The organism is Cobetia sp. D5, assembly GCF_035666195.1.
GTDB lineage: Bacteria > Pseudomonadota > Gammaproteobacteria > Pseudomonadales > Halomonadaceae > Cobetia > Cobetia amphilecti.
In genome coordinates this window covers 1,375,018-1,398,178 of record NZ_CP142020.1, presented here as the reverse complement: position 1 = coordinate 1,398,178, position 23,161 = coordinate 1,375,018, and the positions used below count along the sequence as shown (strand labels likewise).

18 protein-coding genes are annotated in these 23,161 nt (G+C 63.1%); 10 read left to right on the top strand and 8 right to left on the bottom strand.

Annotated features, from left to right (window positions below):
* Positions 1-184: 184 nt before the first annotated feature.
* Positions 185-1,474, bottom strand: a complete 1,290-nt coding sequence (nhaD, locus tag U0O11_RS05915; protein ID WP_324692075.1) for a sodium:proton antiporter NhaD — start codon at positions 1,472-1,474, stop codon at positions 185-187.
* A 271-nt stretch (positions 1,475-1,745) separates the two neighbouring features.
* Between nhaD and U0O11_RS05910 the strand changes: the two genes are divergently transcribed.
* From U0O11_RS05910 to U0O11_RS05890, 5 genes are all read left to right on the top strand, one after another.
* A complete protein-coding gene (locus tag U0O11_RS05910; RefSeq protein WP_215824176.1) occupies positions 1,746-2,648 on the top strand; it encodes an acyltransferase in 903 nt (300 codons plus the stop codon).
* On the top strand, positions 2,638-3,591 hold the full coding sequence (locus U0O11_RS05905; protein ID WP_215824175.1) for a LysM peptidoglycan-binding domain-containing protein: 954 nt from the start codon (positions 2,638-2,640) through the stop codon (positions 3,589-3,591). Before U0O11_RS05910 ends, U0O11_RS05905 begins: the two co-directional genes overlap by 11 nt.
* Before the next feature lie 236 nt (positions 3,592-3,827).
* Complete coding sequence (locus U0O11_RS05900) at positions 3,828-4,985, top strand: glycosyltransferase family 4 protein (protein ID WP_043335027.1); 1,158 nt, start codon at positions 3,828-3,830, stop codon at positions 4,983-4,985.
* Positions 4,957-5,508, top strand: a complete 552-nt coding sequence (locus U0O11_RS05895) for a phosphatase PAP2 family protein (RefSeq protein WP_324692071.1) — start codon at positions 4,957-4,959, stop codon at positions 5,506-5,508. The genes U0O11_RS05900 and U0O11_RS05895 overlap by 29 nt, the downstream gene beginning before the upstream one ends.
* Before the next feature lie 85 nt (positions 5,509-5,593).
* Complete coding sequence (locus U0O11_RS05890; protein ID WP_324692069.1) at positions 5,594-6,403, top strand: alpha-ketoglutarate-dependent dioxygenase AlkB family protein; 810 nt, start codon at positions 5,594-5,596, stop codon at positions 6,401-6,403.
* A 143-nt stretch (positions 6,404-6,546) separates the two neighbouring features.
* On the opposite strand, the gene U0O11_RS05885 is transcribed toward U0O11_RS05890, so the two are convergent.
* Positions 6,547-7,443 (bottom strand): LysR family transcriptional regulator, encoded by an 897-nt coding sequence (locus tag U0O11_RS05885; RefSeq protein ID WP_324692067.1) that lies wholly within the window; start codon positions 7,441-7,443, stop codon positions 6,547-6,549.
* A 372-nt stretch (positions 7,444-7,815) separates the two neighbouring features.
* Between U0O11_RS05885 and U0O11_RS05880 the strand changes: the two genes are divergently transcribed.
* The 3 genes from U0O11_RS05880 to U0O11_RS05870 all read left to right on the top strand — a co-directional run bounded on the left by U0O11_RS05880 (position 7,816) and on the right by U0O11_RS05870 (position 10,150).
* Positions 7,816-8,517, top strand: coding sequence for a CoA transferase subunit A (locus U0O11_RS05880; protein ID WP_279831014.1), 702 nt, complete (start codon positions 7,816-7,818; stop codon positions 8,515-8,517).
* Between the two features lie 127 nt (positions 8,518-8,644).
* Positions 8,645-9,307: a 3-oxoacid CoA-transferase subunit B gene (locus tag U0O11_RS05875; protein ID WP_324692064.1), complete on the top strand. Its 663-nt coding sequence runs from the start codon at positions 8,645-8,647 to the stop codon at positions 9,305-9,307.
* A 636-nt stretch (positions 9,308-9,943) separates the two neighbouring features.
* The gene (locus U0O11_RS05870) at positions 9,944-10,150 is read left to right on the top strand and encodes a cold-shock protein (protein WP_043334489.1); all 207 of its coding nucleotides are present in this window, start codon (positions 9,944-9,946) and stop codon (positions 10,148-10,150) included.
* Positions 10,151-10,414: 264 nt separating this feature from the next.
* On the opposite strand, the gene gcvT is transcribed toward U0O11_RS05870, so the two are convergent.
* Together gcvT and U0O11_RS05860 are read right to left on the bottom strand one after the other, a co-directional pair.
* Positions 10,415-11,548 (bottom strand): glycine cleavage system aminomethyltransferase GcvT, encoded by a 1,134-nt coding sequence (gene gcvT / locus U0O11_RS05865; protein ID WP_054556755.1) that lies wholly within the window; start codon positions 11,546-11,548, stop codon positions 10,415-10,417.
* A 240-nt stretch (positions 11,549-11,788) separates the two neighbouring features.
* Positions 11,789-13,150 carry an alanine/glycine:cation symporter family protein gene (locus U0O11_RS05860; RefSeq protein ID WP_442872644.1) on the bottom strand — a complete coding sequence of 454 codons (1,362 nt, stop codon included), beginning with the start codon at positions 13,148-13,150 and terminating at the stop codon, positions 11,789-11,791.
* Between the two features lie 884 nt (positions 13,151-14,034).
* On the opposite strand from U0O11_RS05860, the gene gcvH reads away from it, so the two are divergent.
* Both gcvH and gcvP read left to right on the top strand, forming a co-directional pair.
* Positions 14,035-14,427, top strand: a complete 393-nt coding sequence (gene gcvH / locus U0O11_RS05855; RefSeq protein WP_043334495.1) for a glycine cleavage system protein GcvH — start codon at positions 14,035-14,037, stop codon at positions 14,425-14,427.
* Positions 14,428-14,738: 311 nt separating this feature from the next.
* Positions 14,739-17,633: an aminomethyl-transferring glycine dehydrogenase gene (gcvP, locus tag U0O11_RS05850; protein ID WP_324692058.1), complete on the top strand. Its 2,895-nt coding sequence runs from the start codon at positions 14,739-14,741 to the stop codon at positions 17,631-17,633.
* Positions 17,634-17,815: 182 nt separating this feature from the next.
* Here the strand turns inward: gcvP and U0O11_RS05845 are convergent, their stop codons facing one another.
* The 4 genes from U0O11_RS05845 to U0O11_RS05830 form a co-directional block, all read right to left on the bottom strand.
* Positions 17,816-19,468 carry an ABC transporter substrate-binding protein gene (locus U0O11_RS05845; protein WP_225348116.1) on the bottom strand — a complete coding sequence of 551 codons (1,653 nt, stop codon included), beginning with the start codon at positions 19,466-19,468 and terminating at the stop codon, positions 17,816-17,818.
* 312 nt (positions 19,469-19,780) lie between these two features.
* Entirely contained in the window at positions 19,781-21,838 is a 2,058-nt protein-coding gene (locus U0O11_RS05840) for a DUF4955 domain-containing protein (protein ID WP_324692056.1), read from the bottom strand.
* Between the two features lie 167 nt (positions 21,839-22,005).
* The gene (locus U0O11_RS05835) at positions 22,006-22,278 is read right to left on the bottom strand and encodes a DUF2160 domain-containing protein (RefSeq protein ID WP_043334560.1); all 273 of its coding nucleotides are present in this window, start codon (positions 22,276-22,278) and stop codon (positions 22,006-22,008) included.
* Between the two features lie 73 nt (positions 22,279-22,351).
* A complete protein-coding gene (locus U0O11_RS05830) occupies positions 22,352-23,152 on the bottom strand; it encodes a carbohydrate ABC transporter permease (RefSeq protein ID WP_043334505.1) in 801 nt (266 codons plus the stop codon).
* Positions 23,153-23,161 lie beyond the last annotated feature (9 nt).

The following is a 23,161-nucleotide window of genomic DNA, read 5'->3' as shown; positions in this document are numbered from 1 at the left end:
ACATCTAGGTATCGCCATCGAGATCAGGCGAGCGCAGACAGATTGATCAAAAAATGATCAGCCGACCGCAAACAGCGCCAATTCCCCTTCCGACCACGCATCTGGCAGTGCATCAGACGGCCACTGTGGCAGCGACTGCGGCAGGGGCTGTGGCCGTAGTGAACCCCCCCAGCAACCACCCACATCAGCTCAGAGACGACAGCGCCAATGTCACTGGCGTATTCGTGATCTGCCCGCCCAGCCAGTATGCCCCCAGATAGCCCACGCTGTAGGCCAGCAACAACGCCGGGAAGAAGCACAGATAACTCATGAAGCTCACCTCGCGCACCTTGGAAAGCGCGATCACCCCGGCGGCGGAGCCAATCACCAGCAACGAGCCACCCACGCCTGCGGCATAGGTCAGCGCCAGCCACTCCGCATCATTCATGCTGACATCCGCCTTGAGCACTGCGGCGGTCAGCGGCACGTTGTCCACCAGCGCCGAGAGCAGCCCGACCAGATAATTGGCCTGCATCGCCGGCATCAGGGCGTAGAGCTGTGCCAGGCCTTCCAGCAGACGAGCTTCCTTGAGCGCCCCGACCATCAGCAGGATGCCGAGGAAGAATAGCAATGTATCGAATTCGATAATACGAATGTAATCAAGTATGCGGCGCTCTTCGCTGTCGCTGCGTCGTTCGGCGACATGCCCGAGCAGGAACATCAACGACATCCCGAACAGGAAGGTCAGCAGCGGCGGCACGCCAAACAGCACGTTGAGCCCGAGGGTCGACAGGATGGTGGCCAGAAACAGCCAGGCGACCAGACGATCAAGACGCCGGGTCTCGCGCGGCTCGCGCACCAGATTCACCTCGCCTCCCAGCCCGGGCAGCAGTAACGTCGCCAGCAGCATCACGCTGAGGAAGGACGGCAGCGCCAGCAGCATCAGCTCGCTGATGCGCACCTTGCCCGCCAGGAAGATCATCAGCGTGGTCACGTCCCCGGTGATCAGCGCCACGCCGCCGGAGTTGACGGCGAATACCGCCAGCACCGCAAAGCGCAGCGTCTTCTTCGGCGCCAGGCCCAGCGACAGCACCAGGGTCAGCGATACCAGCGTCGCCGTGATGTTGTCGGCCAGCGATGAAAAGGCGAAGGCAAAGAGCCCCGTCAGATACAGCAGGCCGCGCTCCCCGATGCGTTTCGGCAGCAGGCGGTAGATCAGATTGGCGATCAGCCCCTTGGCATTGAGGAAGGCCACGAAGGTCATCGCCGCCATCAGAAACAGCCACAAGGTGGCGATCTCGAGCAGGTTCTCGTTCAAGGCCTCGGGGACATCATCCACCGCCAGGGCCGCGGGGCCGAAGATGAACAGCAGCAACCAGCTGAAGGTGCCCAGCAACAAGGTCGTCTTGGCCTTGTTGAGATGGATCACATCCTCGATGGCAATCAACACGAAGGCGGCCAGCGCCAGCCCGATCAACAGTCCCTGCAACCACATGCCACTCTCACTCCCTGAGATATCGTCGCGCAGCGGCGGCGATGATTGACGGTGCCCGGCGTGACTTCAACGTGAACCCTGCCACGACCTTTCCCTTGCACCGACCCGTCACACGACCGGCAATGCATCTCATCACAGCTGCGTGCGCCCCGCCATTCGACCTGAGGGGCGTTCGATTCGTGCAACGCAGGGTTGCCATCCCCCACGCAAGCGGGGTGGGCATCCACTCCTGGGTGAATTACGATGGCGCCACCTGATGAAGGAGTCATGCATGTCGAGTATCAGAGGTGTCATCAGCCTTGTCTTTCTGATCATCAATACCCTGTGCTGGGCGCTGCCGCTTTACCTGCTGGCCGCACTCAAGCTGATCACGCCATCGCGTCGCCTGCAGTTGCACATGCTGGAGGGGCTCAACCGCCTCGCCATGGGCTGGATCGGCACCAACAACCTGTGGATTCGCCATGTGCTGCGCCCGCGCTGGGACATCCACGTGCCGCCATCGCTGCGCGATGGGTCCGCCCGACGTCGCTGGTGGCTGGTGATCGCCAATCATCGCAGCTGGACTGACATCTTCGTTCTCCAGTACGCCCTGCATCGTCGCACGCCGATGCCCAAGTTCTTCCTCAAGCAGGAGCTCATCTGGGTACCGGTGATCGGCCTTGCCTGGTGGGCGTTGGAATTCCCGTTCATGCGCCGTTACAGCCGGCAGAAACTGGCCAGCAATCCGCGGCTCGCCGAGCGTGATCGCGAAGCGACGCGACGCATGTGCGAGCGCTCGCGTCAGGCGCCGATGGCGATCTTCAACTTCGTGGAAGGCACTCGCTTCACGCCCGCCAAGCACAACCAGCAGCAAAGCCCTTTCCAGCACCTGCTCAAGCCGCGTGCCGGCGGCAGTGCCCAGGTGATCAACACGCTTGGCGATCGACTTTCCGGTATTCTGGATGCCACCCTCGATTACCGGCATGCCGATGCCAGTTTCTGGCAGTTCCTGTGCGGTCACGGGGGCGACATCACGCTCGTCATCACTCAGCGGCCCTTGGAGCCCTGGATGCTGGACGGCAACTATCATGCGGACGCCGCCTATCGCGAGCGCTTCCAGCAATGGCTCAATCAGGTCTGGAAGGACAAGGATGCCCGACTGTCACGTGCAGGGAATGACATTGATGAACACTGAATACGGCCTGAATGCCGCGGACTTCTCGGCACGAGCGCAGGCCGAACCTGACGTGAACCGTCCACTTCTGCAGCATGCCGGCCTCGCGCTGCGCTGGCTGGCGCTGATCTGTCTCGGCCTGTGGCTGAGCGGCTGCGCGACCGGCAGCTACTCCGGCTCGCCGGCCGGCCAGTGGGTCACCATCCAGAAGGGCGATACCCTGGGGCAGATCGCGCGCGATGCCGATATTCCCCTGCTGCGCCTCACGCGCTTCAATCCGGGCGTCAAGATTCGTGACCTCAAGGTCGGTCAGCGCATCCTGGTGCCCACCGCGCGTGAGCGGGCGCCCTCCGGCGGCCCGTATCGCTATCAGCTTCGCCCCGGCGACACCTACTCCAAGGTCGGGCGCTATTTCGGTGCCAGCCCGCAGCGCATTCAGGCCGCCAACCCCGGCAAGGACCCCAATGATCTCGATGTCGGCATGCTGATCTCGGTGCCGCTCAACGGTGGCCCGAGCCGCAGCGCCCCGGCCGCGCGCGCCAGCGGTGGCAGCCTGGTCGCCCGCCCGGACCCCGGCCCGCTGCAGAAGCCGGGCCAGTCATGGCGCTGGCCTGCCGCCGGCAGCGTGACGCGTGAATTCGGCACCAACGGCAATGGCCAGCTGGCGCCCATGCAGATTCGTACCGCCGCCAGCGGCATCGCCAGTGCACCGGCGCGGGGCGAAGTGCGCTTCGCCGACTCCATGCGCCAACTGGGCAACGTGGTCATCCTGCACCACTCCGGCAACCTGCAGAGCGTGCTGGCCCAGTGCGGCGAGATTCTGGTCAAGGTGGGTCAGCAGGTCACTCCGGGCACGCCGCTTTGTCGCGTCGCACGCGGCAACAACGGTCAGCATGAATTGCTGTTCGACGTGCGCCACGGCGGCAAGCCGATCGACCCGCGCGAGATTCTCGAGAAGCGCTGAACCAGCGTTGCTTCACGGCGCCAGCCCGACATGGCGCCACCTCCAATCCCCGCCAGATGACGACAGCGCCGGTGCCACGCCGGTGACTGTCGTCCTTGCTTGACGATTCATGAGACAACCCTCATACCTCTGAGTTGTGAGGGGTTGAGGGTGTGTCATCGCTTCGTCACCTGCTTGTTATGCCGCCGTCACTCCCTCTCTCGATAATGACCACAATAGTCATCTAGGGAGACGTCATGGAGCGCATTGCCTTCGTCAGTGAAACCTGGCATCCGGAGATCAATGGCGTGGCTCATACCTTGAGTCATCTGTGCGATCAACTCATCGCACGCGGCTGTGAGCTCCAACTCATTCGTCCCGCCACCCGAGATGGCAGCCTGGAGCCGCGTGTCCAGCAGGAGCTTCAGGTACGCGGCTTCCGCCTGCCCGGATATGACACCGTGCAGGTCGGCGTGCCGGCACCGCAGCGCCTGATGCGCATGTGGCGCGAGCATCGCCCCTCCGTCGTCTACATCGCCACCGAAGGCCCACTGGGCATCAGCGCACTGATGGTCGCCCGCCGTCTGGGCCTGCCGGTGGTCGCGGGCTTTCATACCAATTTCGATCAATACAGCACCCACTACCGGCTCAAGGCGCTACGCCCGCTGGTGCGGCGCGGCCTGCGCCGCTTCCACAACGCCGCCAACATGACGCTGGTACCGACGCGCACCCAGGCAGACAGCCTGATGCAGCAAGGTTTCGAGCATGTGCAGGTGGTGGGACGCGGCCTGGATTGCGAGCGCTTCTCGCCCAGTCATCGCAGCGAAGCATTGCGCAAGTCATGGGGCGTCAGCTCACAGCAACCCGTCGCGCTGCACGTCGGGCGCCTGGCCGCCGAGAAGAACATCGAGCTGCTGATCCGCACCTATGAGGCCATGCTGGCCGTGCAACCGGACCTCGCCCTGGTGCTGGTCGGAGACGGCCCGCTGCGCGAGCGTCTGGAGCAGCGCCTGCCCGAGGCGATCTTCGCCGGCTTCCAGACCGGTGAGGCGCTGGCCGCCCATTACGCCAGTGCCGACCTGTTCGTCTTCCCGTCACTGTCTGAGACCTTCGGCAATGTGGTGCTGGAAGCCATGGCCAGCGGACTGGCCGTGATCGCCTTCGATTACGCGGCGGCCGCCGAGGTAATCCGCGATGATCACCAGGGCTTGCTGGCGCCCTGCAGCCAGCCGGAGCGCTTCATCGAACAGGCGGTGGAGGCCTGCCAGCGGCCGGCCCGCATCGCCAGACTGGGACGTGCCGCCCGCGTGCGCGTCGAACCATTGGGCTGGAGCCGCATCGCCGAGGGCTTTCTGACCTGCCTGCGTCACGCCGAGGAGAAGCCCGATGCACGATCGCAGCCTTCCCGTCTTTGAGCGACTGGACCTTCTGGAGTGGCGCCTGTGCCGCCAGGTCGCGCGCCTGGCGCTGTTCCGGCCGATACTCACCCTGTTTCGTATCGTCTCGCGGCTGGGCGACTGGCCGGTATGGGCGCTGCTGACGCTGAGCCTGCCGCTGCACCATGCCATGGGCGGCTGGCTGTTTCTGGAATTCGGTCTGGCGGCCGGTGCCGGGGCACTGCTCTACCGCGCGCTCAAGACGCGGCTATGTCGGGAACGCCCGTTCATCACCTTCAATACCATCAACTGCACCATGCCGCCGCTGGACCGCTACAGCTTTCCTAGCGGTCACACCCTGCATGCTGCCCTCTTCGCCAGCCTGACCGCTCAACAGCTGCCGGAGCTTGCCATCCTCGTCACGCCGCTGGCGCTGCTGATCGCGCTTTCCCGGGTGATCCTCGGTCTGCATTACGTCAGTGATGTGCTGGCCGGCGCGCTGCTGGGGCTGGGCCTTGCCGATGTGGCCATCCTGACCTTCGAGGCGCTGCTGACGACCTGATGCTCGCGAGGCATGCGTCAGCCCGGGGTCGGCGCGAATCGAGAGCCACTTGCCCAACCTGACGCAGCTCTGGCACTCTCGCCGCATGACGACTCCTTCTGCTGGCAATGATCTCTTCGCCGCCCTCTCGACCTCTGATTCGACGTCCGCGACTGATGGAGCTGCGCGCCAGACGGCGGCGGATGGCTCGGCCTTGGCAGCTCACCCGCGCGAGCTGCCCGATGACTGGCTTACCCTCGCACACGGCTGGTACCGCCATCCTCTGCATCCGCTGTATCTCAAGCCGCGCGCCCTGACGCCACTGCAGGCCGATCAGGCCCTCGTCACGCTGGAGGGCGATCTCGACTGGCAGCGCCCCAGCCTGAGCGTGCATGGCAAGACGCACCCGATCCCACGCCGTCAGGTGTGGATGGGCGATGTCGGCGCCCGCTATCGCTACTCCGGCAGTCTGTTCGAACCCAACCCCTGGCACCTGACCGCCTGGCAGCTGGGCGAGCTGTCGCGACATGCCATCAATCACGAGCTCAGCCCGCAACGCGATGACCTGGGGCGCAGCGAGCCCGTGATCCCGGAGCACTTCAACAGCCTGCTGGCCAATCGCTACGCCGATGGCGCCGACCGCATGGGCTGGCACAGCGACAACGAGCCGGAACTGGGCACACGCCCGATCGTGCTCGCCATCTCGCTGGGACGAGAGCGCCCCCTGCGCTTCAAGGGCCATCCGCGCAGCCCCTATGCCGACACGCCGGCGTTCAATCTGTGGCTGCCGCACGGCTCGCTGCTGGTGATGGGCCGTGGCTGTCAGGACCGCGTCCATCATGCGCTGCCGCCGCGCAAGCTGGAGGGACTGCGCATCAGCCTGACCTATCGCCAGCTGCTGACGCCCTCGCGCTGAGGCCATCTTTATTGTGCACTCTGCTTTCTCTCTTCTCGCTCTCCTCTTGCCCTCTTCCTGCTCTCTTCCTCCCCACTTCCTGCTCTAACCCCTTCTTTGTTGTCCCTTTTTGTTGTCCCTTCCAGCGTCACTGCGCCCCGGAGTCAGTCCGCCGACGGGTAACGCGCGCGCAGGGTCTCCAGCATCGCCTGTACCGCCACCGACAGCTCATGACGACCGCGACGAATCACCCCGACCAGCTGTTGAATCTCGGGGCCTGTCAGCGGCAGGCACTGACAGCCCAGCGCACTCATCTGCGCCGCGCTCATCGCCGGCACCGCGCTGACGCCCAGGCCTTCCGCCACCATGCGCCCGCAGGTGACCAGCTGGTGAGTCTCGAAGGCGACATGCAGCGCCATACCCGCATCCTCTAGGCGTTTCTCGAGCATGCGACGCACCCCCGAGGGCCGCTGCAGCGTGATGAAGTCTTCCTTGAGCAGCCGTGACCACTCGATGGAGGTCGGCGCCTCTGCCAGCAAGGCATGGCCGGGGGGAATGATCGCCACATAGCGGTCTTCGAACAGCAGCTCGAACACCAGGTCCTGGCGCACGCCGGGGTCGAAGCAGATCCCCAGCTCGACACGGCCATCGGTGACCCGCTCGACCACCTCTTCGGCGATGACGTCGTTCACTTCGATGGTGATCTCCGGATATTGGCGGCGAAAATCGGCCAGTACCCCGGGCAGCAGATTGCCGGCGAAGGTCGGCATCGCGGCCAGGGCCACGCGGCCGCGCCCGAGGCTGAAGCGCTGGCGCATCTCATCCTCGGCATGCTCCCAGTCCGACAGCAGGCGCCTGGCCAGCGGGAAGAAGGCGCGCCCTTCCGGCGTCAGGCTGACCTGTCGGGTCGAGCGCTGAAACAGGCGCCCGCCCAGCGACTCCTCCAGATTCTTGACCGCCAACGACAGGGCCGGCTGCGAGAGATGTACCAGCGTGCCCGCCTCGGCGAAGGACAACGTGCGCGCCACGGCCACGAAGGCCTTCAGCTGTTTCAGAGTCATGTCGTGTCCTGTCCCGGAGTTGTTTCAAGAGATGTCACAAGAGGTGATGCGGCGCAGCTCGTCGTCTGTCGCTCGCAGGGCAGGCGCTCACAGGGCATCTAGGCCATTGGTCATAGATGACAGCCACGAAGCTCCCACATGACTGACCGCTCAGCTCAGGCCATTCCGCCCCGTTACCGCGTCAACCGCTCCAGTATGGGGTTTGGCGGGCCTTTGCCTTGCGAGCAGGCTCGATAAGCAGCAGATCAATTCTTATCAAAAACTGATCAATGGATAGAAAAAACAAACTTATTAAATATATACAGGCTCAGGATTGTCGGCAATGATGAAGACATCCCGACAACAACAGCTTGGATACTCAAGGAGATTCGCATGGCAGGATTCAACAAGGTGGTGACCAGCTACGCGGAGGCCATGGCAGGCCTCGAAGATGGCATGACGGTAATCGCCGGTGGCTTCGGCCTGTGTGGTATCCCGGAGAACCTGATTGCAGAGATCAAGCGCCTCGGCGCCAAGGACCTCACCGTGGTATCCAACAACTGCGGCGTCGATGGCTTCGGGCTCGGTGTCCTGCTGGAAGACCGTCAGATCAAGACCATGATCGCCTCCTACGTCGGCGAGAATGCGCTGTTCGAGAAGCAGCTGCTCGACGGCGATCTGGAAGTGATCCTCACTCCCCAGGGCACGCTGGCCGAGAAGATGCGTGCTGCCGGCGCCGGTATCCCCGCCTTCTTCACCGCCACCGGTTACGGCACACCGATCGGCGAGGGCAAGGAAGTGCGCGAGTTCGATGGCCGCCCCTACATTCTGGAAGAGTCCATCAAGGGCGACTTCGCCATCGTCAAGGCCTGGAAGGCGGACCGCTACGGCAACGTCGTCTACCGCCATACCGCGCGCAACTTCAACCCGCTGGCCGCCACCGCCGGCAAGATCACCGTGGTCGAAGTCGAAGAGCTGGTCGAGCCGGGGGAACTGGACCCCGCCGACATCCACACGCCCGGCATCTATGTGGATCGCGTCATCAAGGGCAACTTCGAGAAGCGCATCGAGAAACGCACCGTCCGCTCGCGTTGAGCCCAGGGCTCCGCCGGCATGAATCGCCGCCATCAGGGCGACAGGCCCCGCGGCGAACTTTCTCGACCGCCTTCACGACACGGCACAGTGCCTCATGGTTGATGGCACCCAAGACAAGGAAACAATCATGGCTTTGACACGCGAACAGATGGCCCAGCGAGTGGCTCAGGAAATCCAGGACGGCTCCTACGTCAATCTGGGGATCGGCATCCCGACACTGGTGGCCAACTATATCCCCGACGGTATCGAGGTGATGCTGCAGTCCGAAAATGGCCTGCTCGGCATGGGCCGCTACCCCTATGAAGACGAAGTCGACGCCGACATGATCAATGCCGGCAAGGAAACCGTGACCGCCATCGATGGCGCCGCCATCTTCGATTCGGCCGAATCCTTCGCCATGATCCGTGGCGGCCACGTCGATCTCACGGTGCTCGGCGCCTTCGAGGTGGATGTGAACGGCAACATCGCCAGCTGGATGATCCCCAACAAGCTGGTCAAGGGCATGGGCGGCGCCATGGACCTGGTCGCCGGTGCCGAGAACATCATCTGCACCATGACCCACGCCTCCAAGAACGGCGAATCCAAGCTGCTCAGCCAGTGCGAACTGCCGCTGACCGGTGCCGGCTGCATCCGTCGCGTGCTGACGGACCTCGCCTTCCTCGAGATCAAGGATGGTGCCTTCCACCTGCTGGAGCGCGCGCCAGGCGTGAGCGTCGAGGAAATCGAGCGTCTGACCGCAGGCAAGCTGGTCGTCCCGGAACACGTGCCGGAAATGCAGCTGGACGCCTGAGGCACCTTCTGCCCCCGGGCACTGGCCACCCTCGCGCCGCTTTTGACCATCGAGCCACTTTTGACTCACGAAACAATTGCGCTCGAGGGTGGCAAAACACGGCCCCGACATCCCACGGATTTTTGCCGACTCTTTTGAGGAAAATCTCTCATGATGTGATGGGCGCATCACATCCTCTCTCCGAGAGCCTTGATGGCTTCGACGCCATCCGCCGGCAGCGCTGCCATCGCTGCCGGCTTTTTTGTGTCCATCGCCCGCCATACGGGGCTTTGCGCCATTCAACCCCCTATACAAGCAAAGCCGCACTATGGTCTTTTTCCTATAGGTGTCATCGCTCACACCAAGATAACGGGATAAAAAACAAGCGGACTCCTTGCCCTCGGTGTGGCGAAATTCTCAGCACTATTGGCACGGCTTTGCGGGCGAATTCTGCGCACGATTATTAGGCAAAAGGATAAGTTTTTGATATTTCATTTGACCTTGCCGCCCGAGCAGCGCAGTATTGCTCTCGTTGGTTAGCAAGTCGAATATCGTCAGTCGTGATCGAAGCACTTCGGTACCTGGTGTATATCCTCCTTGTTTTACCCACGTTTATCGGGTAACTCCCGGCAATATCATCAGTAAGGAATTACGATCATGGCAACTGGCACAGTCAAGTGGTTCAACGACACCAAAGGTTTCGGCTTCATTTCTCCGGACGACAACGGTGACGACCTGTTCGCACACTTCTCCGAAATCCAGGCTGAAGGCTTCAAGTCTCTGCAAGACGGTCAGAAGGTCTCCTTCGACGTCACCCAGGGCAAGAAAGGCCTCCAGGCCGCTAACATCAAGCTGATCGACTAAGCTTTGATTTTAGCTGGAAGAGGCTAACCCCTCCTCCGACAGAAAAGCCCGCTTCGGCGGGCTTTTCTGCGTCTGGCGTTCGCGCACGCCGCGGGGTATCGCATCCCTCCGCATGCCCGAGTGCCAGACATGAAAAAAGGGACTGCCTGGGCAGTCCCTTTTTCGTTTCTCTTCCTTTTCGCATCTCTTCAAGGCGCTGCTACCCGCGACGGAGCGTCACGCCTCGCAGCGAGCCTGACTGTGGCTCACCTGACCACGGCGCGCTTACCCCCGATAGTAGCGCTGCTCGACGAACGGCATCTTCGTCACCGTCATCGGCAGGCGCTTGCCACGCACATCGGCAAACACCTCGGTCTCGAGTGCGCTGTGAGCGATGCTCACGTAGCCCATCGCCACCGGCTTGCCATAGGTCGGCCCGAAGCTGCCGGAGGTCACCACACCGATACGGTTGTCCTGGGCATCATAGAGCTCAGCCCCTTCGCGGATAGGCGCACGCCCCTGGGCGACCAGCCCCACCCGCTTGCGGGTGTGATCCTTGTTGGCGATCTGGGTCAGGATGACATCGGCCCCCGGGAAGCCGCCTTCACGCTCGCCGCCCTGACGACGCACCTTGCCCAATGCCCAGATCAGACTGCCTTCCACCGGCGAGGTGGTGGTATCGAGATCGTGACCGTACAGACACAGCCCCGCCTCGAGACGCAGCGAGTCCCGCGCGCCAAGACCGATGAACTCCACCTCCTCCATCGCCAGCAACAGACGCGCGAAGCGCTCTGCGTCGGCATCGGGCACGGAGATCTCGAAGCCATCCTCGCCGGTGTAGCCACTGCGGCTGACCCAACACTCGATGCCCTCGATGGTGACGTGGGCATGATGCATGAAGGTCAGCTCGCAGGCCTCGGGCGACAGACGCTGCATCACCGCGTGAGCCATCGGCCCCTGCAGTGCGAGCAGTGCCCGATCATCCAGCACCTCAAGCTCGATATCCATCGGCAGGCCGACCCGCAGGTGCGCGATGTCCTGATCCTTGCAGGCAGCGTTCACCACCACGTAGAGGTGATCACCGCCATTGACGATCATCAGGTCATCCAGGATACCGCCAGTGTCGGAGGTCAGCAGGCCATAGCGCTGCATGCCCACCGGCAGGTCGATGATATCCGTCGGCACCAGGGCCTCCAGCGCCGCCTGCACATTCTCGCCCCGCAGGATCAACTGCCCCATGTGCGAGACATCGAACAGCCCTGCCTTGGCGCGCGTGTGTTCATGCTCCTTCTTGACGCCAAGCGGGTACTGCACGGGCATGGAATAGCCGGCGAACTCGACCATCCTGGCCCCCTGCTCGACATGCAGGTCATGAAGGGCGGTCTGCTTGAGACCCGTCACTGCGGCGGAATCGGACATCGTCATTCTCCAGGTTGGCTTGCGATGACTCTCAGAGATGGCACCCGAACGGCACACGCTCTCTGGAGGCTTGTTATCATGGGCACTGCTGTCAGGAGCCCTGCCGGCATGGGCACTGCTCTCAAGAGCACTGCCGACTTGAACAGGGCGCCCTGCGCCTGCACCGCCCGGGTCAGGTGACCCGAGCGATGCAGAAGGCAGTCAGTGGCACGGTAGGACCAGGCGAGTCATCAGCGTCGTTCAGCGATCTTCGCCAGCCAGCACTTCCTTGCCATCAAAATAATCACGCGTCAGCTTGAAGACCACTGGCGACAGCAGCGCCAGACCGATCAGGTTCGGGATCGCCATCAGCGCATTGAAGGTGTCCGCCATCAGCCAGATCAGGTCGAGCTTGGCCATCGCGCCCAGCGGAATCGCGATCACGAACACGATGCGATACAGCATGATGGCACGCGTACCGAACAGGTACTGGAAGCACTTCTCACCATAGAAGGACCAGCCAAGAATGGTGGTGAAGGCGAAGACCGCCAGCGCGATGGCCACCAGGTGGTTGCCCACGCCCGGCAGCGCCTGATCGAAGGACATCGAGGTCAGGGCCGCGCCGGTTTCCCCGGAAGACCACAGGCCGGAAGTGATGATCGCCAGCGCCGTAATGGTGCAGATGATGATGGTATCGATGAAGGTCCCCAGCATCGCGACCAGACCCTGACGTACCGGGTTCTTGGTCTGCGCCGCCGCGTGGGCGATGGGCGCACTGCCCAGGCCCGCTTCATTGGAGAAGATACCGCGCGCCACACCGAAGCGGATGGCGGCCATCACCGCTGCCCCGGCAAAGCCGCCGGTAGCCGCGACCGGATTGAAGGCATAGGTGAAGATGAGACCGAAGGCATGGCCGATCTGGTCGGCGTTGACCACCAGGATGATGATGCCGGCCAGGAAGTAGGCGATGGCCATGAACGGCACCAGCTTGCCGGCCACGCTGGAGATACGCTTGATGCCACCGAGAATCACGGCGCCGGCCAGCACCATCATCACCACACCGGAGACCCAGTGCGGGATGGCGAAGGACGTTTCCAGCGCATCCGCGACCGAGTTGGACTGCACGGTGTTGCCGATGCCGAAGGCCGCGAAGCAACCGAAAAAGGCGAAGGCACCGCCCAGCCAGCCCCACTTGGCGCCCAGACCGTTGCGGATGTAGTACATCGGGCCACCGACATGGTTGCCGGTGTCATCGACTTCACGATAACGCACGGCACACACGGCCTCGGCGTACTTGGTCGCCATGCCGACCAGCGCGGTGATCCACATCCAGAAGATCGCCCCCGGGCCACCCAGCGCGATGGCGGTTGCCACGCCCGCGATGTTACCGGTACCGATGGTCGCCGACAGCGACGTCATCAGGGCATTGAAAGGAGAAATCTCGCCGTCGCCATCCTTGCCCGGCGCACGACCATTCCACAACAGCTTGAAGCCGGTACCCAACTTGCGAAGCGGCATGCCCTTGAGGCCTGCCTGAAGATAGAAGCCGACCCCGAGCAACAGGATCAGCATCAATGGGCCCCAGACGACGCCATTGATGGCACTAAAGACGGAACTGATCATTTCCACGCAGATTTCCTCCGCTGAATTGTTGTTATCACACGATGCGCAGTGACTCGTGGCGGTGCCATCCCCAGGCGGGTGATCGACCCGCGACGAGCCTCCCACGGCATTTTCACCGTTGGGACAGATCACATTAGCGGAAGCTATCTCACTTCACTAGCCCAACAGGGCTTTACGCTGGCAGGTGAGGCAATCATTGCGTAAAAAGTACGATGAGACTGCGCCAACTCGCATGTTTCATCGCCTCATCGTGTCTTCTGGCAGCAGATCCTGCGCCGGGTGATCTCGAGACTGGCGTAAAAAGTCTCACAACAAGCCGAGCCGAATGTCGAGCTAGATGCCGAGCCACATGCCCGGCGCGGTCACGCTCAGGTGAAACTCGCTCAGCGCCACCAGCGCTCTCATGCGCTCTCATCAGGTTCGCTTTGCTTGAACGCATCAGGCATTGACAGCTGGGTCTTCACGACACAACATGGAAACAAGTTTCCGATAAGAAACTGTCGGCACCATAACGCGAGTTTGAGCGCCTCGCAACAGTGACTCGGACATCCTCGCCCACTGGCGCGACCGATCTCCCGCGCTGCTGCAATGCACTCAACCTCTCACGAGGTGTCACGGCGCGCTGGAAAGGCGCCGGGCGGGCTGGCCAGCGATGCACAGCCATGGGCCAGGCAGGCCCGTGATGGCGGGCTTCATGAGTGAACCACGCAAGACACTGGACGCCCGAAGAGTGACAGACCACGATAGAGGTACGGCCGTCAGCAATACACGCCCAAAGTCGTAGCATCACGCGGCAGTCTGCCACTGCCACACGCCGGGACCTTGGGGCATAATGACGTACCGATTCCCTGAATCAGAAAATCTTTTCACATAGGAAAACACTCATGAGCAATATTCCCGCCACGCTGAAGTACACCGAGAGTCACGAGTGGGTTCAGGACAACGGTGATGGCACCGTGACCATCGGGATCACCGACCACGCCCAGGAAGCGCTGGGCGATGTCGTGTTCGTCGAACTGCCGGAAGTCGGCCGTGAGCTGGCGCTGGAAGAAGAATTCGGGGTCATCGAGTCCGTCAAGGCGGCCTCTGATCTGTACGCGCCGCTGGCCGGTGAAGTCATCGCCGTCAACGAGAGCCTCGAAGACGCGCCGGAATCCGTCAACGAAAGCCCCTATGACGATGCCTGGATTCTGAAGATGAAGGTCGCTGACAGCGCCGAACTCGACAAGCTGCTCGACGCTGATGCCTATTCTCAGCTGGTCGAAAGCGAAGCCTGATCGCCGTCAACCTCCTGTCCATGCCGCAGATGCTCTGGGCAGGAGGTTTCAGCGCCTTTCCGCGCTCGCATACAGCCGCACTCGCGCACAGCCACCTTCGTGACTGCGCCACCCCGTTTCGATGGCACGACACCCCTGACGCGACTGCCCTTGCAGGTCGCGCGGCGAGTGAAGCAACTGCAGCATGCTCGGCAGTGATGTCGATGCCCCCATGATTCCCGACGCCCTGCCCGCCGCTTCCTCGCTGGCACGGTGATGTTCCTCCCGCGGACTGCCCTCTGCAGTCCCCGTTGCAGCACAGGATTTCTTGCATGGCTCACGAGACGCTTACCCTGGCCCAGCTGGCCGGACACGACGATTTCATCTCCCGCCACAATGGGCCGACCGATGCCAATGTGACGCGCATGTTGGCGACGCTGGGCGAAGAGAGCATCGCCACGCTCATCGACCGCACGGTGCCCACCGCCATTCGTCTGGGCCGTGAGCTGGATCTCGAAGGGCCACGCACGGAATCCGAAGCACTGGACTACCTGAAGCGCCTCGCGCGTCAGAACAAGGTGTTCAAGACCTATATCGGTCAGGGTTACCACAACACCCACCTGCCGGCGGTCATCCAGCGCAACGTGCTGGAAAATCCGGGCTGGTACACCGCCTATACGCCGTATCAGCCGGAAATCGCCCAGGGCCGTCTCGAAGGGCTGCTCAACTTCCAGCAGGCGGTGATGGACCTGACCGGCATGGAGCTGGCCAACGCCAGCCTGCTGGACGAGGCCACCGCCGCTGCCGAGGCCATGGCGCTGTGTCAGCGCGGCAACAAGAAGAGCAAGAGCAAGCGCTTCTTCATCGCCGATGACGTGCTGCCGCAGACCCTGGACGTCATGCGCACCCGCGCCGACTACTTCGGCTTCGAGCTGATCATCGATGCCGCCGAGAACGTCGGCGAGCACGACATCTTCGGCGCCCTCTTCCAGTATCCGGGCAACACCGGCCAGGTGCGCGACCTCGCGCCGCTGCTGGACGCCGCGCGCGCCAATGGCGCGATGAGCGTGGTGGCCGCCGACCTGCTGAGCCTGGTGCTGCTCAAGTCGCCGGGCAGCCTCGGCGCCGACATCGTCGTCGGTACCTCCCAGCGCTTCGGCGTGCCGATGGGCTTCGGCGGCCCGCACGCGGCCTTCTTCGCCACCACCGACAAGCTCAAGCGCTCCATCCCGGGCCGCATCATCGGCGTCTCCAAGGACTCGCGCGGCAACCCGGCACTACGCATGGCGATGCAGACCCGCGAGCAGCACATCCGCCGCGAGAAGGCGACCTCCAACATCTGTACCGCCCAGGCGCTGCTGGCCAACATCGCCGGCTTCTACGCCGTCTATCACGGTGCCGAGGGCCTCAAGCGCATCGCCACCCGCGTGCATCGCCTGACCAGCATTCTCGCCGAGGGCGTCAGCCGTTGCGGCATGGCACTGGCCCACGACAGCTGGTTCGACGCCATCACCGTGACCGGCGTGGATGAGGGCAAGATCCACGGTCGCGAGCTGACCCACGAGATCAACCTGCGCCACCACGGCGACGGCCGCATCACCATCAACCTCGACGAGACCACCACCGCCGCTGACGTCGGCGTGCTGTTCGACGTGCTGCTCGGCGAGGAGCACGGCCTGTCCGTCGCCGCGCTGGACCAGGACCTGCTGGCCAAGGGCGCAAGCGCGATTCCGGCGGCCTGCCAGCGTGACAGCGGCTTCCTGACCCACCCGACCTTCAGCCGCTACCACTCGGAAACCGAGATGCTGCGCTATCTGAAGCGTCTGGAGAACAAGGACCTGTCGCTGACCCACGCGATGATCCCGCTGGGCAGCTGCACCATGAAGCTGAACGCCACCACCGAGATGATCCCGGTGACCTGGCCCGAATTCGCCAACGTCCACCCCTTCGCACCGTCGGATCAGGTGGTCGGCTACAAGCAGATGATCGATGAGCTGTCCGCTTTCCTGGTCGAGATCACCGGCTACGACGCCATCTCCATGCAGCCGAATTCCGGCGCGCAGGGGGAATACGCGGGGCTGGTCGCGATCCGTCGCTACCAGGCCTCCATCGGCGAAGGCGCGCGCGACATCTGCCTGATCCCCAGCTCCGCCCACGGCACCAACCCGGCCTCCGCCGCGATGGCCGCCATGAAGGTGGTGGTGGTCGAGTGCGACGCCAACGGCAACATCGACATCGCCGACCTGCGCGCCAAGGCCGAGCAGCACAGCGACAAGCTGTCCGCGATCATGATCACCTACCCGTCCACCCACGGCGTGTTCGAGGAAACCGTGCGCGAGGCCTGTCAGGTCGTTCACGATCACGGCGGCCAGGTCTACATCGACGGCGCCAACATGAACGCCCAGGTCGGCATCTGCCGCCCGGGGGACTTCGGCGGCGATGTCTCGCATCTCAACCTGCACAAGACTTTCTGCATTCCCCACGGTGGCGGCGGCCCGGGCATGGGCCCGATCGGCATCAAGGCCCACCTGGCGCCGTTCGTCTCCAACCACGTGGTCACCCCGCTGGAAGGCGTGAAGCCGGAATGCACCGCCGTCTCGGCCGCAGCCTTCGGTTCCGCGGCGATCCTGCCGATCTCCTGGGCCTACATCAAGATGATGGGCGCGCAGGGGCTGCGTGAAGCCACCGAGCTTGCGATCCTCAACGCCAACTACATCGCCACGCGTCTCGATGGGCACTATCCGGTGCTCTATCGCGGCAAGAACGGCACCGTGGCGCATGAATGCATCATCGATATCCGCCCGCTGAAGGCCGCTTCCGGCATCAGCGAGGAAGACATCGCCAAGCGCCTGATCGACTACGGCTTCCACGCCCCGACCATGTCGTTCCCGGTGGCGGGCACCCTGATGGTCGAGCCCACCGAGTCCGAGTCGCTCTACGAGATCGACCGTTTCTGTGAGGCGATGATCGCGATTCGCACCGAGATCATCCGTGTCGAGCAAGGCGAGTGGACACTGGAAGACAACCCGCTGGTGCACGCGCCGCACACCCAGGCCGACCTGATGGACGCCGAGTGGACGCGCAGCTACTCCCGCGAGATCGGCGCCTTCCCCAGCGAGCACGTCAAGGCTGCCAAGCAATGGCCGGCGGTCAACCGGGTCGACAACGTGCACGGCGATCGTCAGTTGATCTGCTCCTGCCCGAGCATCGATCTCTATCGTGATTGAGAGCCGTGACTGAACGCGGTAATTAAAACCCGTAACGGTAAGCCAGCAATGAGAAAGTGATGAAACGCTGTCGCTGATCGCTCTGACACAAAAACGCCCCTGCCGGGAAACCGGCAGGGGCGTTGTCGTTGCTGCTGTCTTTCAGGAAACTGCTCGAAGGCGCAGTGTCGCGCCAGTCGCGTTTACTCCTTCCAGCTCTTGAGCAGCTCGTCGTAGGCGATGGTCTCGCCCTTGGGCTTCTCGTTGTCCAGCTTGGCCTTCGGCGCACCCGGCTGGGCGAACCAGTACTCCGCATCACGCTCCTCGTTGAGCTTCGGCCCACAGTTGTCCATCACCTTGGCGCGCTCGAGACGTTCGAGAATGCGGTCCTGCGCCTTGGCCAGACCATCGAGAGCTTCCTGCGGCGTGGCTTCGCCGCTGGCGGCCTGGGAGATGTACTGCCACCACAGCTGGGCAAGCTTGGGATAATCCGGCACGTTGGTGCCGGTCGGCGACCACTGAACCCGCGCCGGGCTGCGATAGAACTCGACCAGACCGCCCAGCTTCGGCGCGGCATCGGTCATCGCCTGGGACTGGATATCCGACTCGCGGATCGGCGTCAGCCCTTCCAGGGTCTTCTTGAGCGAGACGGTCTTGGCGGTGACGAACTGCGCGTACAGCCAGGCCGCGTGACGATTCTTCTCCGGGGTGGAATCGAAGAAGGTCCAGGCGCCCACGTCCTGATAGCCAAGCTTCATGCCCTCTTCCCAGTACGGGCCATGCGGCGACGGCGCCATGCGCCACTTCGGAGTGCCATCGTCGTTGACCACCGGCAGGCCATCCCGCGTCATGTCGGCGGTGAAGGCGGTGTACCAGAAGATCTGCTGGGCGATGTTGCCCTGGGAAGGCACCGGACCGGACTCGGAGAAGGTCATGCCCTGGGCTTCCGGCGGTGCGTACTTGCCCAGCCAGTCGACATACTTGGTGGTGGCATAGACGGCCGCCGGGCCGTTGGCCGCGCCGCCACGCGTCACCGAGGAGCCCACCGGCTGACATTCCTCGACACGAATACCCCACTCATCTACCGGCAGGCCATTGGGCAGGCCCTTGTCACCGGCACCCGCCATCGAGAACCAGGCATCGGTGAAGCGCCAGCCGAGTGACGGGTCCTTCTTGCCGTAATCCATGTGGCCATAGACCCGCTCACCATCGATTTCCTTGACGTCATTGGTGAAGAAGTCGGCGATGTCCTCATAGGCCGACCAGTTGACCGGCACCCCCAGCTCGTAGCCGTACTTGTCCTTGAACTGCTTCTTCAAATCTTCGCGTTCGAACCAGTCGGCACGGAACCAGTAGAGATTGGCGAACTGCTGGTCCGGCAGCTGATAGAGCTTGTCATCCGGGCCGGTGGTGAAATCCAGCCCGATGAAGTCGTCCAGATCCAGCGTCGGCGAGGTGAAGGCCTTGCCGTCGCCTTCCATCATGTCGCTGATCGGCACGACCTTGCCATAGCGGAAGTGCGTGCCAATCAGGTCGGAGTCGTTGACATAGCCATCGTAGATATTGCGCCCGGACTGCATCTGGGTCTGCAGTTTCTCGATGACGTCGCCTTCCTGGATCAAGTCGTGGGTCAGCTTGATCCCGGTGATCTCGCTGAAGGCCTTGGCCAGCACCTTGGACTCGTATTCATGGGTGGTCAGGGTTTCCGAGGCCACCTTGATTTCCATGCCGCGCAGCGGTTCAGCGGCCTTGATGAACCATTCGAGCTCGGACATCTGCTCGTCCTTGCTCAGCGTGGAGGGTGAGAACTCCTGATCGATCCACTTCCTTGCCGCATCCTGATACTGATCGGCCATGGCCTGACTGGAAAGGCCGGCGAGCCCTGCCGCCGTGGCGAAGGCGATGGCGTAACGCAGGCGTGCGGGTCGAATGATGTGCTGACTCATGGGATGTCCCTTCATTGGCGTTATTGTTGTGTCGCGTCTTCCAACAACCACTTCCGTCAATCACGTGTCGCGCGGCGCGATTCGCCGCCTTGCTTGCTCTCGGTGCTGCTCGTCCTCCTGCCGTTGCGATCGGCTGTCGTTGGCTGCTGCTCTGTTGTCCTTGCTGCCCTGCTTGCTCTGCTGCTCTGCTGCGCTGATGCCCTGATGCTCAGCGGCTTGCTGTCACTCTCGCGTCTCCTGCAGCAGCTCGTGCTGGGCGCGGTAGAGCGAGGCGGGCTTCACGGCCTCGCCCGGCGACTCGACGCGGGCCTGCAAGGCATCCATCGGCGGCAAGGGGTCATACTCGGTCACGCCCTTGGCATTCATCACCCGGGCATAGTCATGGCGATTGGCGATGCCCAGCGCATGTCCGGTCGCCCCGACGACCGTCGGCATGATCACCTTGCCGAAGTGAGAATCGGCGCGCATGAAGGGCCAGGCAGCATGCGGCTTGCCGGTATTGACCGGATTCCACAGCACCAGCCCGCGCAGATGATTGGGCTGATGGCCGACACTGGCGCCCCAGCGGTCGCGCACATGACCGCCACGCTTGCGATCGAACACGTTGTCGCGCGATTGCTGACCATGCAGCTCGATACCACTGTCACCGGCGTGCTCCAGTTCAAGGTAGACGTTATGGGTCGCGTAGCGGGCCACCCCGGGCGCATGCCAGGCATGACTTTGGTCGACTACCTGGCGGGCCAGTACCTGATTGCTGTCACTGATCGTCATCGCGATATGCCCGGGCTTGCCGGTCATCGTCACGTCTTCGAGCGTCAGCTGTGAGCTGTGGCGCACCTTCACCCCCTGATTGAAACTGTCGAGCCGTACGTCACGCACCCAGCCATCCGTGATGCCATCCAGGTCCAGAAGGCCGAAGCCGCTGTCGTCCTCGGCGCTGCGGTGATGCTTGAAGTGCCCCCGCCAGTTGCCCTTGAGCGTGATGCCCTGCACCCCGACTTCCCGCGCCGGGTGCAGGCGTGCGATGCGCCACTGCTCGCCGGGAAAGCGCTCATGCACCACCGGCAACGAGAGCGTGAGACGCTTGCCGTCACGTGCCACCACGCGATAGCGCGCCCGCTTGATCACTCCGTCACGCTCGATCAACCAGCGTGACTCGCCAGTGCTGGCGTCCTTTTCCATCTGATAGGGCGCCAGGGCACGCGCCACTGCCTCAGGCCGCTTGTCGATGCTCTCCAGCAACACCTCGTCGCCTGGCGCGAGCGCTGCGCCATCTGATTCATCCGACTGACCCGCCTCATCCACCAGCGTGATCGTGTCCTGCGTATCCGCCGGCTGCCGGTGGCTCGTCGGCGTGACGGCTTGCCATTCTTCCTGCTTGCCCCCCTCGGCCAGATTGCCCAGATGCAGCAGCCAGGGAGTGCTCCAGTACCAGCTGGCGTGCAACGGCAGCATCGGCCGGGTCTGCTTGAGGTGCGTGACATCACTGCCCGCGCCCATCAAGGTCCAATGACTGCCTGCCAGACTCAAACCCTGCATCTTGAGCAATGCCTCGCGCAGCGCCTGCTGGTGTTCTGCGTCCGCCACCGCGGCTTTCAGTGCCACCAGGCGGGAGTAAAACCAGTCGCGCTCGGCCGCCCCATACACCACGTAATCCCCCGCCGGGAAATAGAGCACGCCGCGGCGCGCCGGGCGGTCAGCGTCATCATTGCCCTGACGTTGCCAGTCACGCATGGCGGCATGCGCCTCGAGAATGGCGCGGCGATCACTCAGGGTGTCACTGCCATCCGCGCCGTAGGCCGTGACATCGAACCGGCGCAGCGCGCCCTTTTCGCTCTCACCTGCCGTGCCCTTTTCTTCCTCGCCCTTTCCTGGCGCTTCACCAGCATCACGCGGCTCAAGCTCAAGTGCCGGAAGTGCCTCGCCCTGGTGGTAGCCGGCGCGGGAAACGTCAGGCAGTGGCAGTGGCTTGCGCGCCTCGGGTGGGCGGGTCTGATTGGCCTGCCACACGCGCTGATACTGCTGCCACAATGTTGATTGCCCCGCCTCGCCATCCCCGACCTGCTGATCAGGCGTCGCGGCGTCCGGGTTGTCGAGCGGTGTACCGGCCCACCAACCGAGGGCGACAACGCAGGCAATGCTCAGTCCTGTCACGCCCGCCCAGAGACGACGGCGGTTCTTGCGGCCCGGCGAGGGACAGTCGCCATGTGAGGCGCCATGTAAAGCCCCCTTTGAAGCACTACCAGTAGACGAGCGATGCGGTGAACGAGATGACGACATGCAACGAGATTCCAGAGCGGCGAATGACACTGGCGGATGCCAGTCAGAACCGCTTGGGACTCCCCTCAGGCTGTCCGGTTCCGTGTTTCCACCGGGCGACGCTGCCTGTCGTCAGCGCTCTCTCCTCTTCACATCTCCCCGCATGTCATCCCCACTTCATCCCCACTTCATCCCCACTTCATCAACACCAGCATCCAGACGACACACACGATGCTGATCATCCACAGCACCTGATCGGTAAAGCCCAACCACAGCAGATGCAGCCAGCCGCTGGAGAGCAGCCCGATGAACAGTCTGTCGCCCCGCGTGGTCGCGATGGGCAGAAATCCCTGCCGACTCAGCGTCGGGGTCACGAACTGCCAGGCGGTCATGCCCAGCAGCAGGGTGCCGATACCGGCAAAGAAGAGTGACGTGGGCAGTGTCCAGGCCATCCATTCCATCATCATGTCCTCTTGTGGGCCGCCAGCAGAGACTTGCTGACGGCAATGACAGCGGCGCTCGGCCTGGTGCCGATCACACCCGACCCAGGGCGAAGCCCTTGGCGACATGGTTGCGCACGAAGTAGATCACCAGAATGCCGGGAATCAGCGTCAGGGCACCGGCGGCGGCCAGCACGCCCCAGTCGATGCCCGAGGCCGAGACCGTTCGCGTCATCACCGCCGCTATCGGTTTCGCCTCCGTCGAGGTCAGGGTTCGCGCCAGCAACAGCTCCACCCACGAGAACATGAAGCAGAAGAAGGCGGTCACCCCGATGCCCGGGCGAATCATCGGAATGAACAGCGTCAGGAAGAAGCGCGGGAAGCTGTAGCCGTCGATATAGGCCGTCTCATCGATCTCCTTGGGCACGCCGGACATGAAGCCCTCCAGAATCCAGACCGCCAGCGGCACGTTGAACAGACAGTGCGCGAGTGCCACCGCCAGCGGAGTATCAAAAAGCCCCACCGAGGAATAGAGCTGGAAGAACGGCAGCAGGAAGACCGCCGGCGGCGCCATGCGATTGGTCAGCAGCCAGAAGAACAGATGCTTGTCGCCCAGGAAGCGATAGCGCGAGAAGGCATAGGCCGCCGGCAGCGCCACCGCCAGCGAGATGAGCATGTTGAGCACCACGTAGCTCATCGAGTTGAGGTAGCCCATGTACCAGCTGGGGTCGGTGAAGATCACCCGATAGTTGTCGAAGGTGAAGTTCTCGGGCCACAGGGTCAGGCCACCGAGAATCTCCTGATTCGACTTGAAGGACATGATCAGCAGCCAGTAGATCGGCACCAGCAGAAACAGCAGATAGATCGTCATTACCAGACGCTTGCGTGTGGTCATCACTCGTCT

Bases quoted from the DNA above. Each gene is read 5' to 3' on its own strand.
- nhaD (WP_324692075.1), bottom strand. From the start codon at position 1,474: ATGTGGTTGCAGGGACTGTTGATCGGGCTGGCGCTGGCCGCCTTCGTG.
- U0O11_RS05910 (WP_215824176.1), top strand. From the start codon at position 1,746: ATGTCGAGTATCAGAGGTGTCATCAGCCTTGTCTTTCTGATCATCAAT.
- U0O11_RS05905 (WP_215824175.1), top strand. From the start codon at position 2,638: ATGAACACTGAATACGGCCTGAATGCCGCGGACTTCTCGGCACGAGCG.
- U0O11_RS05900 (WP_043335027.1), top strand. From the start codon at position 3,828: ATGGAGCGCATTGCCTTCGTCAGTGAAACCTGGCATCCGGAGATCAAT.
- U0O11_RS05895 (WP_324692071.1), top strand. From the start codon at position 4,957: ATGCACGATCGCAGCCTTCCCGTCTTTGAGCGACTGGACCTTCTGGAG.
- U0O11_RS05890 (WP_324692069.1), top strand. From the start codon at position 5,594: ATGACGACTCCTTCTGCTGGCAATGATCTCTTCGCCGCCCTCTCGACC.
- U0O11_RS05885 (WP_324692067.1), bottom strand. From the start codon at position 7,443: ATGACTCTGAAACAGCTGAAGGCCTTCGTGGCCGTGGCGCGCACGTTG.
- U0O11_RS05880 (WP_279831014.1), top strand. From the start codon at position 7,816: ATGGCAGGATTCAACAAGGTGGTGACCAGCTACGCGGAGGCCATGGCA.
- U0O11_RS05875 (WP_324692064.1), top strand. From the start codon at position 8,645: ATGGCTTTGACACGCGAACAGATGGCCCAGCGAGTGGCTCAGGAAATC.
- U0O11_RS05870 (WP_043334489.1), top strand. From the start codon at position 9,944: ATGGCAACTGGCACAGTCAAGTGGTTCAACGACACCAAAGGTTTCGGC.
- gcvT (WP_054556755.1), bottom strand. From the start codon at position 11,548: ATGTCCGATTCCGCCGCAGTGACGGGTCTCAAGCAGACCGCCCTTCAT.
- U0O11_RS05860 (WP_442872644.1), bottom strand. From the start codon at position 13,150: ATGATCAGTTCCGTCTTTAGTGCCATCAATGGCGTCGTCTGGGGCCCA.
- gcvH (WP_043334495.1), top strand. From the start codon at position 14,035: ATGAGCAATATTCCCGCCACGCTGAAGTACACCGAGAGTCACGAGTGG.
- gcvP (WP_324692058.1), top strand. From the start codon at position 14,739: ATGGCTCACGAGACGCTTACCCTGGCCCAGCTGGCCGGACACGACGAT.
- U0O11_RS05845 (WP_225348116.1), bottom strand. From the start codon at position 19,468: ATGGCCGATCAGTATCAGGATGCGGCAAGGAAGTGGATCGATCAGGAG.
- U0O11_RS05840 (WP_324692056.1), bottom strand. From the start codon at position 21,838: ATGTCGTCATCTCGTTCACCGCATCGCTCGTCTACTGGTAGTGCTTCA.
- U0O11_RS05835 (WP_043334560.1), bottom strand. From the start codon at position 22,278: ATGGAATGGATGGCCTGGACACTGCCCACGTCACTCTTCTTTGCCGGT.
- U0O11_RS05830 (WP_043334505.1), bottom strand. From the start codon at position 23,152: ATGACCACACGCAAGCGTCTGGTAATGACGATCTATCTGCTGTTTCTG.